This window comes from Pandoraea vervacti (genome assembly GCF_000934605.2).
GTDB classification, from domain to species: Bacteria; Pseudomonadota; Gammaproteobacteria; order Burkholderiales; family Burkholderiaceae; genus Pandoraea; species Pandoraea vervacti.
Genome location: NZ_CP010897.2, coordinates 1,578,424 through 1,593,619, shown reverse-complemented (window position 1 = coordinate 1,593,619; position 15,196 = coordinate 1,578,424). Strand labels below are relative to the sequence as shown.

Below are 15,196 nucleotides of genomic sequence, written 5' to 3'. Positions count from 1 at the left end.
AAGATGAAATTCAACTTTTCTGAATCAAGGACATTCCATGAGAGAGATCAGTCTCGACCGATTGAAGACCCTTGTCGCCGTGGCCGACAGCGGCTCATTTGCCGACGCGGCGCAGACCCTGCATCTCTCGCCGCCCACCGTCAGCCTTCACATCTCGGATCTGGAAGCGCGCGTGGGCGCCCAGTTGCTCACACGCAAGCGCGGGCATGTGCGGCCCACCTCCGTAGGCGAGGCGCTCGTCGAGCGCGCACGGCGCCTGCTTGCCGACGCGCAGCGCACGCTGGAGGACATCGAACGCCATGCCAAAGGGCTGGCGGGCCGGGTACGGATCGGCGCGTCGACGGGCGCGATTGCGCACATCTTGCCCCAGGCGCTGGAAAGCCTGCGTCTGGATCATCCGGATATCGACGTGCAGGTCGCGATCCTCACGTCGCAGGAGACGTTGAGTCGCCTGCATCGGGGTGCACTGGACCTTGGCCTCGTTGCGCTGCCGCAGCCGCAGGTCAAGGGATTGACGATCAAACAATGGCGTCGCGATCCGGTGATGGCGTTCCTGCCGGCGCATTGGGCAACGCTTAGAAACGTGACGCCCGACTGGCTGGCGGCGCAACCGCTGATTCTGAACGACAGTACGACACGACTGTCGCGGCAGACCGCCGAGTGGTTCGCGGCGGCCGGCCATCACCCGACGCCTCGCATCGAATTGAACTACAACGACGCGATCAAGAGTCTCGTCGCGGCGGGCTACGGCGCCGCCCTGCTGCCTCACGAGGCGACGACGCCGCACAACGACGAGCGCATTGCCATGCGCGCCCTGCGCCCGGCGTTATGGCGTGAACTCGGGATCGCCCATGCAGCCGGGCCGATCGAGCGCTCGACCCGGCACGTGCTCGACGCGCTATGGGGGCTGCGCGTGCGGTAGCGACGCGGGGCCGGGGCGGTGCAGGCAACGTCGCCATCATCGCGCCGGCCCAAAACTCAATTGACAGTGGTGGCCGGATTCCCGCCGAGGTAGGCGTCCTGAACCCGCGGATCGTCGAGCAAGGTCCGCGCGTTGCCATGCAGAACGATGCGGCCTGCCTGGAGGACATAGGCGTCGTGCGCAATCGCAAGCGCCAGATTGGCGTTCTGCTCAACCATGAACACCGTCACGCCGCTTTCGTTGACGGTCTGAATCAATGACAGCACGTGATCGACATAGCGGGGTGAGAGCCCCATCGTCGGCTCGTCCATGCACAGCAGCCGGGGGCGCCCCATCAGGGCACGCGCCATGGCGACCATCTGTTGCTCGCCGCCGGAGAGCGAACCAGCCGAAAACGTCAGGCGCTCCTTCAGGCGAGGAAACAGCGACAGCATGCGTTCGTAGTCGTCCTGAATCGCTGCCTTGCCCCGCCGGGAATACGCGCCCATCAGCAGGTTCTCCCGCACGGTCATCGCGCCGAAGAGCCGTCTGGCTTCGGGGACGGACCCGACCCCGCGACGCACGATCGCGGGCGTCTTCCATCCCGTAATGTCCTCACCGGCAAAGCGCACGGTGCCGCGACGCGGCGCGTGCAGACCCAGAACGATTTTCATCGTCGTCGATTTGCCGCTCGCGTTCCCGCCGAGCAGGCAGACGATCTTGCCTTCGTCAATCGAGAAGCCGAGATCGAAGTGGACCTGCGATGGCCCGTAGTAAGTGTCGATGCCCGACAGTTCCAGCAGACTCATGCAGCCTCCCTCGCCACGTCGCTCCCGACATCTGCACGCGCCGCCGTTGCTGCCCCTTGCGCATAACGCGTGCCGAGGTAAGCCTCGATGACGCGCGGGTCCTGCCGCACTTGCTCGGGTAGGCCTTCGGCGATCTTGTGACCGTCGTCCATGACGATCACCCGGTCGGACAAGGCCATGACCATCTCCAGCTTGTGCTCGATCAACAGGATCGTATGCCCCTCCGACTTCAGTTGCGCGATGAGCGCCTGCATTTGCGCTGTCTCGCTCGGGTTCATCCCTGCGGTGGGCTCGTCGAGCAGCAGAATGCGCGGCTGCGACGCGAGCGCGCGGGCGATCTCGACACGTCGTCGGTTGGCGTACGACAGACTGTGCGTCGGATGATCCACACGAGGTGTCAGACGCTCGCCGAAGCGCGCGATCAGCGCCAACGCCTGCTCACGCATTTGCGCGGCTTCCACGCGAACCGCGCGCGGACGCACGAGCGCCAGCACCAGTTCCGCGACCGGTCCCAGCCAGCGCGCGAACCCCTGCCGCGGAATCACCGCCCGGAGTTTCGTGTGCGCGCCGACAAGCACGTTATCGAGCACCGACAGGTTGGCGAAGACACGCCCATGCTGAAACGTGCGCGCGAGACCTGCACGCGCCACCGCTTCGGGCGCCCAGCCCGTGATGTCCTGTCCGGCAAGCGTCACACGCCCGCCATCCGGGCGATCGGCACCGCTGATTACGTTGAACAAGGTCGTCTTGCCCGCCCCGTTGGGGCCGATCACGCTGACGATTTCGCCCTCGTTCACCTGAAGCGTGAACGGTGCGAGCGCCGTCAGCCCGCCGAAACGGCGCGTCAGGCCGTCGATCTGTAGTAGTGAGGCCATCAGCGGGTTCCCAGCAGACCTTGAGGACGAAAGCGGATCAGCAGCAACAGCGCCAGTCCGTAAATCAGCATGCGGTAGTCCGCCAGCGCGCGGAACCACTCCGGCAGACCGATGAGCACGAGTGCGCCGAGTACGGCGCCGGCGAGATTGCCGAGTCCGCCGAGAATCACCATCGTGATGGCCAGCACGGACACCTGCGACGTGAACGTCTCGTGATTGATGTAGGAAAACACGTGCGCCATGATGGCGCCGCCCATGCCGGCGACCGCCCCGGCAACGCCGAACGCGAGCCCCTTGTAGCGATCGAGCGCAATGCCTTGCGCGCGGGCCGCCACATCGTCGTCGCGCATGGCGCGCCAGGTGCGTCCGAGATGCGAGCCGAGCAATCGCCAGAGCGTGAGCGACAACACCCCCAGAACTGCGAGCGAAATCCAGTACTGGCCGCGAACGTCGAGCACGTCGTAGCCGCCCAGCGACAGCGGCGGAATGCCCGCCACCCCGATAGGACCGCGTGTGAAATTGCCGCCGTTGAGCACGACCAGCGCCACGATTTCGCCAATGCCGAGCGTGGCAATCGAGACGTAATGGCCCCGCAACCGGAAAGCGGGCCACACAAGTAACGCACCGATCACGCCCGTCACGAGACTCGCCACGAGAATGGCCGCGACGACCGGCCATCCGGCGTCGAGCGCCAACAGCGACGAGGCGTACGCGCCAATGGTGAGCAACGCCGCCTGCCCGAGCGATACCTGTCCGGCGGTGCCGGCGACGACCGTGAGCGACAACGCCAGTAAGCCATATAGCCAGGCATTCGTGAGCGTGCGCAGCAAGTAGTCGCCAACGATGGCCCCCGGCGCTAACGGCAGGAGCGCCGCCACGACGAACGCGACCACCCACCAGCGCGCACGAATGACCACCGGGCGGCTTGGTGCGATGAAGGTGCCCGTCAGCGGTTCGGGCGCACGCGACGCCGCGCGCGAGAACAACCCGTTGGGACGCCACACGAGCACGACGATCAGCAACACATAGGCGAACAGATTTCGGTAACTCGACCCGAGCAGGCCCACGCCCCAGCTTTCGATGACACCGAGCAGCAGGCTTCCGGCAATCGCCCCCGGCACGTTGCCGACACCACCGATGACCTGCGCGACCACGCCCTTGAGCGTTGCCTGATAGCTCATCGACGGATCGATGCTGTTGTAGTACATGCCGACGAGCACACCGGCCACGCCGCCCAATGCCCCGGCAATCGCGAACACGGTGCTGTTGACGACGTCGACATCGACGCCCATCTGACGTGCCGCGTCACGATCCTGCGCCGTGGCGCGCACCGCCCAGCCCAGTCGCGTGAACCGCAGAAAACCGAAGAGCACGGCGGCCGTTCCGATGCCGACACCGGCGATCAGCAGATCGAGTGCGCCGATACTGCCGCCGCCGATGGATAGCCGCCAGTCCGGCAATGGATTTGGCAACGCGCGCGGGTCGGCGCCGAAGCCGAGCTGCACACACTGATCGATCACGATAGATACGCCGATGGTGGCTAGCAACGGCGCGATGCGCGGCGCGTTCTGAAGCGGACGCAACGCCAGCCGCTCGATGGCTGCACCCAGCAAGGCGCAGCCGATGGCGACGATGGCGAGGGTTGCCGCGAGCGGCGTGTGCGCGTAAGTGACGGCGACCCATCCGAGAAACGCGCCAACCGAATAGACCGAACCGTGCGCGAAGTTGATCAGATGCGAAACGCCGAAGATCAACGCCAGCCCCACGGCGAGCAGCGCATAGATATTGCCGACGATCAGTCCATTGATCGTGTAGTCGAACCAGGAACCCATGACGTCATCCCGAACGTTGTCACGCGACGGCTTACTTCGCGGCCACCTTGGCCGGGTCGGTCTGCCACACGACGAACTGGCCTTGTTTGACGATCAGATGAACGTTCTTCGCCTGGGCGACCCGGCGCGTTTGCGGATCGAAGGCGACTTTGCCGAAGACCACGCTCGGTGCGTCCTTGATCTGCGCAAAACCCTTGCGGGCGGCCTCACGTGAAGCGCCGTACTCACGCAGCACGGTTGCCGTCACAAGCAGCGCATCGTAGGCGCGGGCGGCGAAGGCGTCCGGTTCCTGCTGATACTTGGCGCGATAGCGGGTCACGAAGCGTTGCACTTCCGGACGCGGATCGTTGGGAAAGAAATTCGAATCCAGGTGAACGCCCTCCGCTGCTGCGCCGCCGAGTTCGAGGAACTTGGGCGAGTACAGGGAACTGGCGCCAACGGTCGGCAGCGTCACGCCGGCCTGCCGGGCCTGACGCACGATCTGCGCGCCGTCGGGGGCATAGGAAATCAGTACAAGGCTGTCCGGTTTGGCGTCGCGCACGCGAACGAGCGTTGAGCGGTAGTCCTTTTCGTCGGGCTGATAGCCTTCGGCCGCCACGACCGTCGCGCCGTACTGCTCGGCGGCCTTCACGAACAGGTCCTTGCTCGTGCGCCCCCAGTCGGTGTTCAGGTAGAGCACGGCCACACGCTTGAGGCCGAGCTGGCGAACGACGAATTCGGCCAGCAGCGGTTGCTCTTCGGCCTGGCTGATCGAGGTACTCCACATGTAGTCGCCGCCCTTCGTGAAGTCCGGATGCGAGTTCGTGAAACCGAACTGAATCAGTTTGCCGCGCTGATAGATCGGCGAGGCCGCCATCGACGCCGGACTGGAGAAGTCACCCAGTTCCACGAGAATGCGCGGGTCGCCCACGAACTTCTGCGCGATGGCGACGGCCTGGCGCGGATCGCTCTGGCTGTCCTGGAAATCCAGACTCAATGGACGCCCCTTGATGCCGCCGTCACCGTTGATGTCGTCGAGCGCGAGGTCGAAACCGCGTTTCCATTGCAGGCCATACTGCGCGTTCTGCCCGGTGACAGGCCCGGACACGCCGACCCATACCGGCTCGCCGGATGCCGGCGCCGCCTGCACCGGACGCAGATGCAGCGCCGCGACCGCCACGGCGAGCGCGGCGCTCAGCGTGAGCAGCTTGCGCGGCAGCCGGCGGGGCAGACGGTGGGAGGCGAAGGGTGAAGCGGACGTCGAAGCCGAGGGTGAAGATACTTGGAAAGAGCCCCGGGAGACGGCCTGCGATGCAGAGGCGAACCACTGCGGGAGTCGGAACGGATTTGCCATGGTGACGGCCTTCACATGCGTGAGAACGTTAGGAACTGAGGGAAAGTTCAGATCCTACGACCGTGGAATGCGTCACCTAAGCAATTGTTTGCGCAAAGCATATTCGCGCGATGCGGGATTGCAATTCGCTTCTGTCGTGCGACACTGCGCAAGCTTCACGCGGTGTCGCAACGACGTTCGATGCGGCCCCCGGCTCCCGGCTCCCGACTCCCTACTCCCTACTCCCTACTCCCTACTCCCTACGCACTGCGCAGCGCCGGGCGTGCGCCCTTGCCGAGCACCACGTTCGCAAGCACGGCCGCGACGATGTTGACCGCCAGCGCAATCAGGCCGGTATACATCGAGTATTTATCGCCGCCCAGCACGAACGTGTGCACGGGCTTGATGCCGTCCGCAAACGCCAGCCAGCTGCCGCAAACGATACCGAACGCCCAGCCCGCGAGCAACGCGCGAGCGCCGAACCAGCCCACGAACAGACCGAACACCAGCGCCGGAAAGGTTTGCAGAATCCAGACACCGCCCAGCAATTGCAGATCGAGGGCGAACTGCGTCGGCAGGAAAAGAATGAACACCAGCGCGCCGAGCTTCACTACCAGCGACACGACCTTGGCGACCTTCGCCTCCCCCTCGTTCGAAATCCCCGGGTTGACGTAAGGCTTCCAGAAGTTGCGCGTGAACAGGTTCGATGCGCCGATGGACATCACGGCGGCCGGCACCAGCGCCCCAATGGCGATGGCGGCGAACGCGAAGCCCGCGAACCAGCTTGGGAACAGGCCATTGAACAGCGCGGGCACGACGTCGTTGTTGGTCTGGACCTTCACGCCGGCGGCGTAAGCCATGAAGCCGAGCAACGCGATCAGGCCGAGCAGCACCGTATAGGCCGGCAGGAATACGGCGTTCTTGCGGATCGTATTGGCGTCGCGAGCGGCGAAGATGCCGGTAAGCGTATGCGGATACATGAACGCCGCCATGGCCGAACCGAGCGCTAGCGTGGCGAACGGCAGATACTGCGCCGGTCCCAGCGTCAGGCCCGTGGCGCCGCCTTTTTTCGCGAAGACATCGCGCGCCGTGTCGAACACGGCGCCATAGCCGCCCAGCTTGGCGGGCACCACGACGACCGCAACCAGCACCACGATGTAGATCATCAGGTCCTTGACGAACGCGATGAGCGCCGGCGCGCGCAGGCCTGCCGAGTACGTGTACAGCGCCAGAATGACGAAGGCGGCGAGCAACGGCAATTCCCCCGTCAGCCCGAGCGCCTTGATCACGACTTCCATTCCGATCAGTTGCAAGGCGATATACGGCATCGTGGCCACCACGCCGGTGATCGCAATCGCGAATTCCAGTGGGCGCGACTGATAACGACCGTACACGACATCGGCGGCCGTCACGTGGCCGGCCTTGTGCGCGGCGTGCCACAGCTTGGGCATGATGAGGAAGACGATCGGGTAGACGAGAATCGTGTACGGCAGTGCAAAGAAGCCGTAAGCGCCAACGGCATACACGAGCGCAGGCACGGCAATCACGGTGTAGGCGGTATAGAAGTCGCCACCGACGAGAAACCAAGTGATCCAGGCGCCGAAGTTGCGCCCGCCCAGTCCCCACTCGTCCAGATGCGCGCCTTTATGCGAAGGTCCCGACATCCAGCGCGATGCCCAGAAACCCATGACGGTCACGAGGACAAAGAAAAACACGAAGACCGCCAACGCGGTCCAGTTGATCCCGGCGCCCATTTACTCGTCCCCTTTCTTCAGACCATCTCGAAACACGATCCAGATCAGTAGCGAGGTCAACGGTACCCACGCGAACTGGTACCAATAAAAGAAAGGAAAGCCCCAGAGTGAAGGCAATTCCCGATTGTAGAACGGCACCCACAACAAGCCGATGAACGGCAGCAATAGCAATAACCGCATTTCAACAGATCTCCTCTTGTTATTCATCCGGCGAAAGCGCATGGCAATCACACGTGAATACACTCTAGCGGAACGATGGAGGATTTGCCGGGGTGCCCGAAAAGCCTGCGAAATCAAGGATCGATGGGGTTTAAGGGGATGTTGCGCTTGCCAAAACGCAAGGCCGAATTCAATTCGCTTTATTCCGGTTTTAATTGGCGAAATCAACGAAATTTATTTTTACATTGCATAGACTTACGCCGCTATGGAGCTTCAATTGAATCGCACATTCCGGGCGTCAAGGAATTTTCATCGTTTATTAATTCGAATGGCGCCGTTGAAAGAATGACATCGAAATAGCCAAAGGAATTTGGGCGTCGGTCTTTTTGCGGTTTGCCCCGGGCTCTGCTGTACGCCACGCAGCCCGGACAAGGTCGGGGCCGCGCACGGCGGCAACGCAGGCGGGTGCGCGGCTCGGGACATCTGCGCCAATCAGGCGCGGCTACGCTGTGTACGACGCCACACGAATTGGGCAATGGCCCCGATCACGAAAATGCCCAGCCACGCCGCGAGCGCCCCCCGGACAAGCGGCGATTGCGGGCCACTGGCCAGTGGATGACTCGTGGGCAATCGCGTGAGCGTCTCATTGATGCCGGGCACCATGAGCAGGAAGAAGCTGAAGGCGAACGCCAACTGCGACAGATAGGGGCGTGCGCGTCCGAGAAACGTCAGGCCCGGAATCACGAGACCGCCCAAGGTCGCAAGCAACGCGAGAATGCCGAGGGCATGGCCGACGTTGAAACCCCCGGTACTCGACAAGCCGAACGATGTCAGCACCGAGATCAGCATTCCGACCAAATACACGCGGCCGGCAGGTGTGCTGCGCTCGATGTTCCGATAGCGAATGAAGCTGTACAACCCGGCAGCAAACGTCACGAGACTGACGACGGTGTGACCCGCGCCCAACGTTGAAATGGGATGAGGCATGGCAAAGGACTCCCTGTGAAGTGGTTGCCCCGTCTCACCATGGCGCTGGCGCATCGCGAGACAGATAGGTGTGGATTCCAAAAACAACCAACTAGTTGGTTGTCTTACAACATCAAAAATAGAGCGCCGTAGCGCCCTTCCTGCTGACTGCGTCGCCGCAACGACCGGATCAGTCGTCTCAGTAAGTTGCACGCAAGCAGCCGATGGCCACCTGCGAAATTGCCTGAAACGCTTCGGCATTCCCCTGTGCGCGCGCCGTGAGCATCGCGCCGTGCACCGTGGACATGAACGTTTGCGCTTCGACCTGCGCGCTGCCGCGCAGCGCGAACTGGCCTTGTGCGGCCCCTGTCTCGAGAACTCGCGCAATCCACCCGGCCAGATCACCGAAATAGCCTCGGACTTCGTCCGCGATTTCCTGCGGGATCATGGGCAGTTCGGCGGCGAGCATCGCGCAGATGCACACCGGCATCGTGCCGTCGCGAATGCAGTCCGACCAGTAATTCGTGTAAGCCGCCAGGCGCGCCGTCGGATCCGGCACGTGGCCGTCGAGTGCGGCAAGCCCCTCCCTCGCCTGCTCGCGATGGCGCCGGACCACCGTCAACACGAGATCCGCCTTGCTCGGGAAATGATGATGAATGCTGGCCTTGCCAATGTTCACACGTGCAGAAAGGTCGGCATAGCTGAACCCGTGGTAACCGCCCGCTGCCAGCAGTTGCTTGGTGTGCTCGGCGATTTCAGTGGCCCGGGGAGACAGCTCGACAGTCATGATCCTGCGCTCGATAGGTTCAGAGGGGCATCGGTCCTGGGGGCGCGCCCAATACCGTGGGGGCCGATCGATGCGTTCAATGCCAGCCAATCTACTAGTTGGTTGGTTCCGTGTCAAGCCATCGGACAAGTGACGATGACGCCAGTCAGCGTCATGGATGCACAAGTGAGAGGCGGCCCCAATTCAGGCAGGATGGGGGCAATGCTGCCCGCCCCCTTTTGCGCTATCAGATTCCTTGGCCGCCGGACACTTCGATGCGCTGCGCGTTGACCCAGCGGTTGTCTTCCGAGAGCAAACTCGAAATCATCGGGCCGACGTCGTCGGCCACGCCGACCCGGCCCAATGCCGTCATCTCGGCGAAAAAACGATTGAACGCTGGCGTGTCGCGCACCGCACCGCCGAAGAAGTCGGTTTCGATGGCCCCCGGCGCCACCACGTTGACGGCAATTTTGCGACGCCCCAGTTCCTTCGCCATATAGACGGTCAGCACCTCGACGGCGCCTTTGACTGCCGCGTACGCGGACCAACCTTCAGCGCTAACTCGGGTGAGGCCAGTCGAGAGGTTGATGATCCGACCACCATCGGCAATCAGCGGCAACAATTGCTGTGTGAGGAAAAACACCCCTTTGAAATGGACGTCGACCAGTTTGTCGAAGGCCGGCACCGTCATCTCGGCAAGTGGCGCGACCTCGCCATGACCGGCATTGTTGACGAGGTGATCGAAGGTGTCGCGTCCCCAAGTGGCGGAAAGCCCGGACTTGAGACGCGCGGCGAAGTCGGCAAACGTGGCGACGTTCCCCACGTCGAGCGGCAACGCAAGCGCCTTGCCGCCCAACGCCTGGATCTCGGCCACGACTGCCTGCGCCTCCGCTTCCCGGCGCTGGTATGTCACGACGACATCGCCGCCGCGTCGGGCAATCGACAGTGCGGTATTACGGCCCAGACCGCGACTGGCACCGGTGACGAGAGAAATCTTGCGCATGGCGAACTCCTTGAGTGATGGAAATGGAGATGCCGATTCTGCGGCGTACCGTCGCCGACACCTTTGCCTGATTCGCTCCGTCCTTGGCCTTTTTCTCCGAAGTTGCGTCACGCGCCGTCGAATCTCGTTACGATGCTGCCTGTGCCATCACGATGAGGCGATGGGGGGCGAGGGACAGGGGGCGAGGGACAGGGGGCGAGGGACAGGAGACATGAACGACACATTGCGCGACGCGGTGCGCAGATACACCGAGACCTATGCAGACCCGGCCGGCGTGGCACGTGCGCCGATTCGCGGGCTGAGCCTCATTCGGGCGACGCGCCCGAGCGGCATCGATTATGCGATCTCCCGACCGGTGGCGTGTCTCGTCCTGCAGGGCGTCAAGCGCGTGTCCATGGGCGCGCAGAATTTTACGTTCAGCGCGGGCGACTCTTTGCTCATTACGTCGGATGTGCCCACGGTCAGCCAGGTGACGCAGGCAAGCGCTACCGAACCGTACCTGTCGCTGATTTTCGATCTCGACCTGGCGACCATCGCGGAACTCGCCATCGAGATGAAGCTCGCGCCAACGCCTCACGACGCGCCGATAGCGAACGAGCCATCCGACGAAGAAGTGGCAGACGCCGCCCTTCGACTGATGCGCCTGATCGAGCGCCCCGCTGCCCTGCCCGTGCTTCAGACACAGGCGCTGCGTGAAATGCACTACTGGCTGCTGGTCGGCAAACATGGGCCGGTGATCCGACAACTCGGCTGGCCCGAGAGCCACGCGCAGCGCATTTCCCGGGCGGTTGCCATGCTTCGCGCAGATTTCGCCCGACCGCTGCCGATGGAGCGTCTGGCCGACGCCGCCGGGATGAGTCTTTCGTCGTTCTACAAGCGGTTTCGTCTGGCGACGTCGCTTTCGCCACTGCAATTCCAAAAGCAGCTACGCCTGATCGAAGCGCGTCGCCTGATGATCTCCGAAGCCATGTCGGCGAGCAGCGCGGCCTTCGCGGTCGGCTATGAGAGCGTTCAGCAATTCACCCGGGAATACCGTCGGATGTTCGGACTGCCGCCCGCGCAGGACGTCGATGCGACGCGCGGCGCCGACGAGCACGCCACATCGGTGTTGACGTCGTGAGGGATGGGGCACGGTCATGGCCATCTCGCGCAGCGCGTGCGCGCCAACTGTCCGGCTCCAATCCAACCAGAATCCTGCCCAAACCCGACCCTAAATGTCACGCAGCCACTGCCGTAGCGTCTCGAGAGAGGACGTTTGCGTGAGCGCCAACATCAGAAAAATTCGCAACTTCTGAGGCGCAAGGTCGCCACCTGCCAGCATGCCGTCTGCACGCAAAAAGGCCTGCTCGGGCACCATGGGGCGCGCCGCACGTGTCGACTGCACCACGACCACCCCGTTGCGCGCGGCTTCTGCCAGTGCGGCCGCCTGTCCACCCGCGGGCCGGCCCGGGGCCAATCCGGCACAAACGATGGCTCGGCACCCTGCATCCACGCAAGCGCGTACGAGCGCGCCATCAGCGCCCGCATATGACAGTACGATGTCCACGCGAGGCATTGCCTGCCCGGTGAGCCGTTCGGCAGTCGGCAGCACGCGCGGCCGCCGCGGCGCTCGCGCAATATGGACCCCGCCATTGGCATCGACCCGACCGAGCGGCCCGAACGGTGGCGCTTCGAAAGCCGACAGATCAAAGCTCGACGCCTTCGTGACATCCCGCGCGTCGTACACCCACCCGTCCATGACGACCAGCACGCCCAGTCCACGCGCCGCCGGGCATTTCGCGACGGCCAGCGCCGCACGCAGGTTGGCAGGGGCGTCGCTGCCCGCGGTGTTGGCCGGACGCTGCGCCCCCGTCAATACGATGGGAATATCCAGATCGAGCGCCAACGACAGAAACCACGCCGTCTCCTCCATCGTGGCCGTGCCATGCGTCACGACGATGCCGTCCAACGCAGGGTGCATGTCGACCGTCTCCCGTACGAGACGAGCCAATGCCATCCAGTCGTCCGCGGAAATTGCAGTGCTTCCGATGGCACGGAAAGGCACTGGCACAAGCTCCACGTTTTCCGAGACGCTGCCAAGGTCGCGCAAGTCCTCCAGCACCTGTGCAATCGGGTGAACGACGCCGCTCTCGCCGTATTCGATCCAATCGAAACGGTGGCGCGCATGCATGGCGAAAGTCCCGCCGGTGCCGATCACGGCCACTCGCTTCAATCGCTCCTGCGGCGCCTGCAAGTCGCGCTCCCGCACTTCCGTTTCGCTCATGCGTCGTCTCCCGCCATTGCCACGAAGACGTCGCCCGCCTCCACCTTGACGGCATAGCATCGCGCCCCGCGCGTGACAGGCGAACACAGCGCGCGCCCATCGCGAACATCGAATGCCCCGGCGTGTAGCGGACACTCGATCTCGTGGCCGTCGATTTCCCCGTCGGACAGCAAGGCATTGCCATGCGTGCAAACGTCGTCGAGCGCGTAGACGTTGCCGTCCACATCGAAAATGCCGATCTTGCGTCCGTGCAGCGTTGCCCCATGGCAAGGGCTGTCGGCGAACAGTTCGGCGCGAGCGCCGACGCGCACCCACTGAATCGCCACCTCGCGCTGCGCGCCGGCCTGTGCGGCAACCGGCGGATTTTCGGTTTCAGTCATGTCTGTCATCCTTTGGTACCAACTGATCGAACGTGCGCGCCAGTGTGCCGGCGACGCCATGTAACGGGGCCATATGCACTTCGTCGAACCGCATGTGTGAGCACAACCACATCCCGGCGGCGTCGCGACGGTATGCCTCTTTGGTCAGTGCACAGAGCAGGACCGCCTCGCCGTTGTCCTCGCGCAGCGCGATCTGCCATAAGCGCCACGTTGCGTTGGCCTGATCGCCGTCCACGCCCACGTCGATGCACGGACTGCCGTAGTAATGCATGGCAAAGCGCCATGGCGAGTTCAGGAACCACTGCCTGAGCGCCTCGCGCCCATGCCGTGAATCACCGAAATCGCCGCCACCGTCCCACACAGCGTCCGCCGTAAAGCATTCCGACTGCGCGCGTGCAATGCTCGCCATCTCGGCGTCGCCGACCCGCGTGTAATCCGGTCGGTACTTGGCGTCCGCAAGCGCGGCGTAGCGCGCTTTGAGGGCCCGGATCGCCTCGATCGATTCGAGCACCGATAGGCGCGCTTCGAGCGTCGTCATACGGACTCCTGTGCCAGTGACTTGAGGCTGACCGACCTGTCGCGAAGCCGTGCGACGTCCAAGGTCGCCTGCGCATCCACCAGCCGCTCCAGATAGCGGCGGTCGCGGCCACAATCGACGAGCGCGCCGCCGGCGAGCCGTCCTTCGCGCAGGAAAAATGTCACTGCGGGTACGTGTGCCTCGCTCTCCCGGATGACCCACTCGTCGCCCGGCGCCGGATGCCCGACAACCTGAATGTTGTGCCCCCATTGATCGGTCCACATCCATGGTGTCTCGACGTAAGGGTCCCGCCGTCCCAGGAGAAATTCGGCGACGGCGCGCGCCTGGTTTTCGGCATTGCGCCAGGTTTCCTGACGGATCGCGGCGCCATATCGGGGATGTGGCGTGAGCGCCACGTCGCCCGCAGCAAGACACCACGGTGCGACGGGACTGCTGCAACGCTCGTCGACGAGCACGCCATCGCGGGTCCCGATACCGCTGTCGAGCAGAAAGTCCACCGAACAGTCGATGCCGACGGCGCACAGCACGACGTCTGCCTGATATTCGGCAGGCTCGCCGGTGGGCATCGTCGTCGCGACGCACCATGGCCATGGCGCGGACGCATCGTGCGAGATCCCCGTTACCTGAACATTCGTGAAGATGCGAACCCCGTTGGCCGCGTGCACCCCGGCGAGCCAGCGGGCGACCGGCGCGGGCAAGCACCGCCCGAGGATCCCGGCGCCGGCTTCGAGCACCGTCACCTTCACCCCCATCGACGCAGCGCTCGCCGCACATTCCATGCCGATGACGCCGGCCCCCACGATCACTGCGCGCCGTGCGCCTTTCAAGGCCTCGCGCAGGCGCTCACTGTCTTCCAGTGTGCGCAGCGTGTGGATACCGGGGGCATCGCCGCCCGGCACGCGCGCTCGGCGGGCACGCCCGCCGGTCGCGACAACCAGACGATCGAACGGCAACGCGGTACCGTCGTCGAGCGTCAATGTGCGGCGCGCCGCATCGAGCCCGCTTGCCCGGGCGCGTACCCGTCGCACGTTGGACGCGGCCCAGAACGTCTGCGGCGCGATCGCCAGGGAGGCCGCATCGGCCTGCCCCAGCAGAAACTCCTTCGACAACGCAGGACGTTCGTACGGATCGCCCGGTTCATCCCCCACCATCGTGATGGCGTGCGGATAGCCGCTCTCGCGCAAATGCTGTGCGACACGGCCACCCGCGTGTCCGGCACCGACGATGACGATGTGCTCTGCCGCCGTCATGACCCCGCTCCCTCGCTCGCGGCATCCACCACGTCGTGACCCGTCGCCCTGAGCGCGGACCGGTTGACGACACGGTACAAGGTTCCGCGCGACGTCTCGCAAGTCCATCGACGCGCCTCGCCCGGCGGGATGATGATGCCCTCTGCTCTCGAGAGTCGATAGCGTTCGTCGGCCGCTTCGATGGTGAACTCGCCATCGACCACCGCCGCCACTTCCTCTCCGGTCGTTCCCGCGTCTCGCCAAAGTTGCTCACCCTGGCGCATGACACGAATCTCGATGTCCAGAGATTCGCCGCTCGCGTGGCTCGCGGGTATGTCGACCGGATTCGGCACGCGCTCGCAATGCGGGTCATCGCGGCGACGGTCGCCAGGGGTCGGGACATGCATGC

16 protein-coding genes are annotated in these 15,196 nt (G+C 64.2%); 2 read left to right on the top strand and 14 right to left on the bottom strand.

Annotated features, from left to right (window positions below; genetic code table 11):
• Positions 1-37: 37 nt before the first annotated feature.
• A complete protein-coding gene (locus tag UC34_RS07205; protein ID WP_044454969.1) occupies positions 38-922 on the top strand; it encodes a LysR family transcriptional regulator in 885 nt (294 codons plus the stop codon).
• A gap of 56 nt (positions 923-978) precedes the next feature.
• Here UC34_RS07205 and UC34_RS07200 read toward each other — a convergent pair whose 3' ends face one another.
• The 9 genes from UC34_RS07200 to UC34_RS07160 form a co-directional block, all read right to left on the bottom strand.
• A complete protein-coding gene (locus tag UC34_RS07200) occupies positions 979-1,710 on the bottom strand; it encodes an ABC transporter ATP-binding protein (protein WP_044454968.1) in 732 nt (243 codons plus the stop codon).
• The gene (locus UC34_RS07195; RefSeq protein ID WP_044454967.1) at positions 1,707-2,585 is read right to left on the bottom strand and encodes an ABC transporter ATP-binding protein; all 879 of its coding nucleotides are present in this window, start codon (positions 2,583-2,585) and stop codon (positions 1,707-1,709) included. The genes UC34_RS07200 and UC34_RS07195 overlap by 4 nt, the downstream gene beginning before the upstream one ends.
• Positions 2,585-4,417, bottom strand: a complete 1,833-nt coding sequence (locus UC34_RS07190; RefSeq protein ID WP_044454965.1) for an ABC transporter permease — start codon at positions 4,415-4,417, stop codon at positions 2,585-2,587. The genes UC34_RS07195 and UC34_RS07190 overlap by 1 nt, the downstream gene beginning before the upstream one ends.
• A 31-nt stretch (positions 4,418-4,448) precedes the next feature.
• Entirely contained in the window at positions 4,449-5,750 is a 1,302-nt protein-coding gene (locus UC34_RS07185; protein ID WP_084070422.1) for an ABC transporter substrate-binding protein, read from the bottom strand.
• A 239-nt stretch (positions 5,751-5,989) separates the two neighbouring features.
• Complete coding sequence (gene mctP / locus UC34_RS07180) at positions 5,990-7,483, bottom strand: monocarboxylate uptake permease MctP (protein ID WP_044454964.1); 1,494 nt, start codon at positions 7,481-7,483, stop codon at positions 5,990-5,992.
• On the bottom strand, positions 7,484-7,663 hold the full coding sequence (locus UC34_RS07175) for a DUF3311 domain-containing protein (protein WP_044454963.1): 180 nt from the start codon (positions 7,661-7,663) through the stop codon (positions 7,484-7,486).
• Between the two features lie 471 nt (positions 7,664-8,134).
• The gene (locus UC34_RS07170) at positions 8,135-8,629 is read right to left on the bottom strand and encodes a hypothetical protein (RefSeq protein WP_044454962.1); all 495 of its coding nucleotides are present in this window, start codon (positions 8,627-8,629) and stop codon (positions 8,135-8,137) included.
• A 178-nt stretch (positions 8,630-8,807) separates the two neighbouring features.
• Complete coding sequence (locus tag UC34_RS07165) at positions 8,808-9,395, bottom strand: TetR/AcrR family transcriptional regulator (protein ID WP_044454961.1); 588 nt, start codon at positions 9,393-9,395, stop codon at positions 8,808-8,810.
• A 226-nt stretch (positions 9,396-9,621) separates the two neighbouring features.
• Positions 9,622-10,377 carry an SDR family NAD(P)-dependent oxidoreductase gene (locus UC34_RS07160; protein ID WP_044454960.1) on the bottom strand — a complete coding sequence of 252 codons (756 nt, stop codon included), beginning with the start codon at positions 10,375-10,377 and terminating at the stop codon, positions 9,622-9,624.
• 211 nt (positions 10,378-10,588) lie between these two features.
• On the opposite strand from UC34_RS07160, the gene UC34_RS07155 reads away from it, so the two are divergent.
• Complete coding sequence (locus tag UC34_RS07155; RefSeq protein ID WP_044454959.1) at positions 10,589-11,497, top strand: AraC family transcriptional regulator; 909 nt, start codon at positions 10,589-10,591, stop codon at positions 11,495-11,497.
• Positions 11,498-11,587: 90 nt separating this feature from the next.
• Here the strand turns inward: UC34_RS07155 and UC34_RS07150 are convergent, their stop codons facing one another.
• Genes UC34_RS07150 through UC34_RS07130 form a run of 5 tightly spaced genes read right to left on the bottom strand, consistent with a single transcriptional unit; the run spans position 11,588 to position 15,194 of the window.
• Positions 11,588-12,640, bottom strand: a complete 1,053-nt coding sequence (locus UC34_RS07150; protein WP_044454958.1) for an asparaginase — start codon at positions 12,638-12,640, stop codon at positions 11,588-11,590.
• Entirely contained in the window at positions 12,637-13,020 is a 384-nt protein-coding gene (locus tag UC34_RS07145; protein WP_052810932.1) for a non-heme iron oxygenase ferredoxin subunit, read from the bottom strand. Before UC34_RS07145 ends, UC34_RS07150 begins: the two co-directional genes overlap by 4 nt.
• Complete coding sequence (locus tag UC34_RS07140; RefSeq protein WP_044454957.1) at positions 13,013-13,558, bottom strand: nuclear transport factor 2 family protein; 546 nt, start codon at positions 13,556-13,558, stop codon at positions 13,013-13,015. The genes UC34_RS07145 and UC34_RS07140 overlap by 8 nt, the downstream gene beginning before the upstream one ends.
• The gene (locus tag UC34_RS07135; RefSeq protein WP_044454955.1) at positions 13,555-14,808 is read right to left on the bottom strand and encodes an NAD(P)/FAD-dependent oxidoreductase; all 1,254 of its coding nucleotides are present in this window, start codon (positions 14,806-14,808) and stop codon (positions 13,555-13,557) included. The genes UC34_RS07140 and UC34_RS07135 overlap by 4 nt, the downstream gene beginning before the upstream one ends.
• Entirely contained in the window at positions 14,805-15,194 is a 390-nt protein-coding gene (locus UC34_RS07130; protein WP_237165262.1) for a hypothetical protein, read from the bottom strand. The genes UC34_RS07135 and UC34_RS07130 overlap by 4 nt, the downstream gene beginning before the upstream one ends.
• Positions 15,195-15,196 lie beyond the last annotated feature (2 nt).

Coding starts and splice junctions, on each gene's coding strand:
- UC34_RS07170 (WP_044454962.1), bottom strand. CDS start 8,629: ATGCCTCATCCCATTTCAACGTTGGGCGCGGGTCACACCGTCGTCAGT.
- UC34_RS07190 (WP_044454965.1), bottom strand. CDS start 4,417: ATGGGTTCCTGGTTCGACTACACGATCAATGGACTGATCGTCGGCAAT.
- UC34_RS07200 (WP_044454968.1), bottom strand. CDS start 1,710: ATGAGTCTGCTGGAACTGTCGGGCATCGACACTTACTACGGGCCATCG.
- UC34_RS07175 (WP_044454963.1), bottom strand. CDS start 7,663: ATGCGGTTATTGCTATTGCTGCCGTTCATCGGCTTGTTGTGGGTGCCG.
- UC34_RS07160 (WP_044454960.1), bottom strand. CDS start 10,377: ATGCGCAAGATTTCTCTCGTCACCGGTGCCAGTCGCGGTCTGGGCCGT.
- UC34_RS07150 (WP_044454958.1), bottom strand. CDS start 12,640: ATGAGCGAAACGGAAGTGCGGGAGCGCGACTTGCAGGCGCCGCAGGAG.
- UC34_RS07195 (WP_044454967.1), bottom strand. CDS start 2,585: ATGGCCTCACTACTACAGATCGACGGCCTGACGCGCCGTTTCGGCGGG.
- mctP (WP_044454964.1), bottom strand. CDS start 7,483: ATGGGCGCCGGGATCAACTGGACCGCGTTGGCGGTCTTCGTGTTTTTC.
- UC34_RS07140 (WP_044454957.1), bottom strand. CDS start 13,558: ATGACGACGCTCGAAGCGCGCCTATCGGTGCTCGAATCGATCGAGGCG.
- UC34_RS07145 (WP_052810932.1), bottom strand. CDS start 13,020: ATGACTGAAACCGAAAATCCGCCGGTTGCCGCACAGGCCGGCGCGCAG.
- UC34_RS07165 (WP_044454961.1), bottom strand. CDS start 9,395: ATGACTGTCGAGCTGTCTCCCCGGGCCACTGAAATCGCCGAGCACACC.
- UC34_RS07155 (WP_044454959.1), top strand. CDS start 10,589: ATGAACGACACATTGCGCGACGCGGTGCGCAGATACACCGAGACCTAT.
- UC34_RS07130 (WP_237165262.1), bottom strand. CDS start 15,194: ATGCATGTCCCGACCCCTGGCGACCGTCGCCGCGATGACCCGCATTGC.
- UC34_RS07185 (WP_084070422.1), bottom strand. CDS start 5,750: ATGGCAAATCCGTTCCGACTCCCGCAGTGGTTCGCCTCTGCATCGCAG.
- UC34_RS07135 (WP_044454955.1), bottom strand. CDS start 14,808: ATGACGGCGGCAGAGCACATCGTCATCGTCGGTGCCGGACACGCGGGT.
- UC34_RS07205 (WP_044454969.1), top strand. CDS start 38: ATGAGAGAGATCAGTCTCGACCGATTGAAGACCCTTGTCGCCGTGGCC.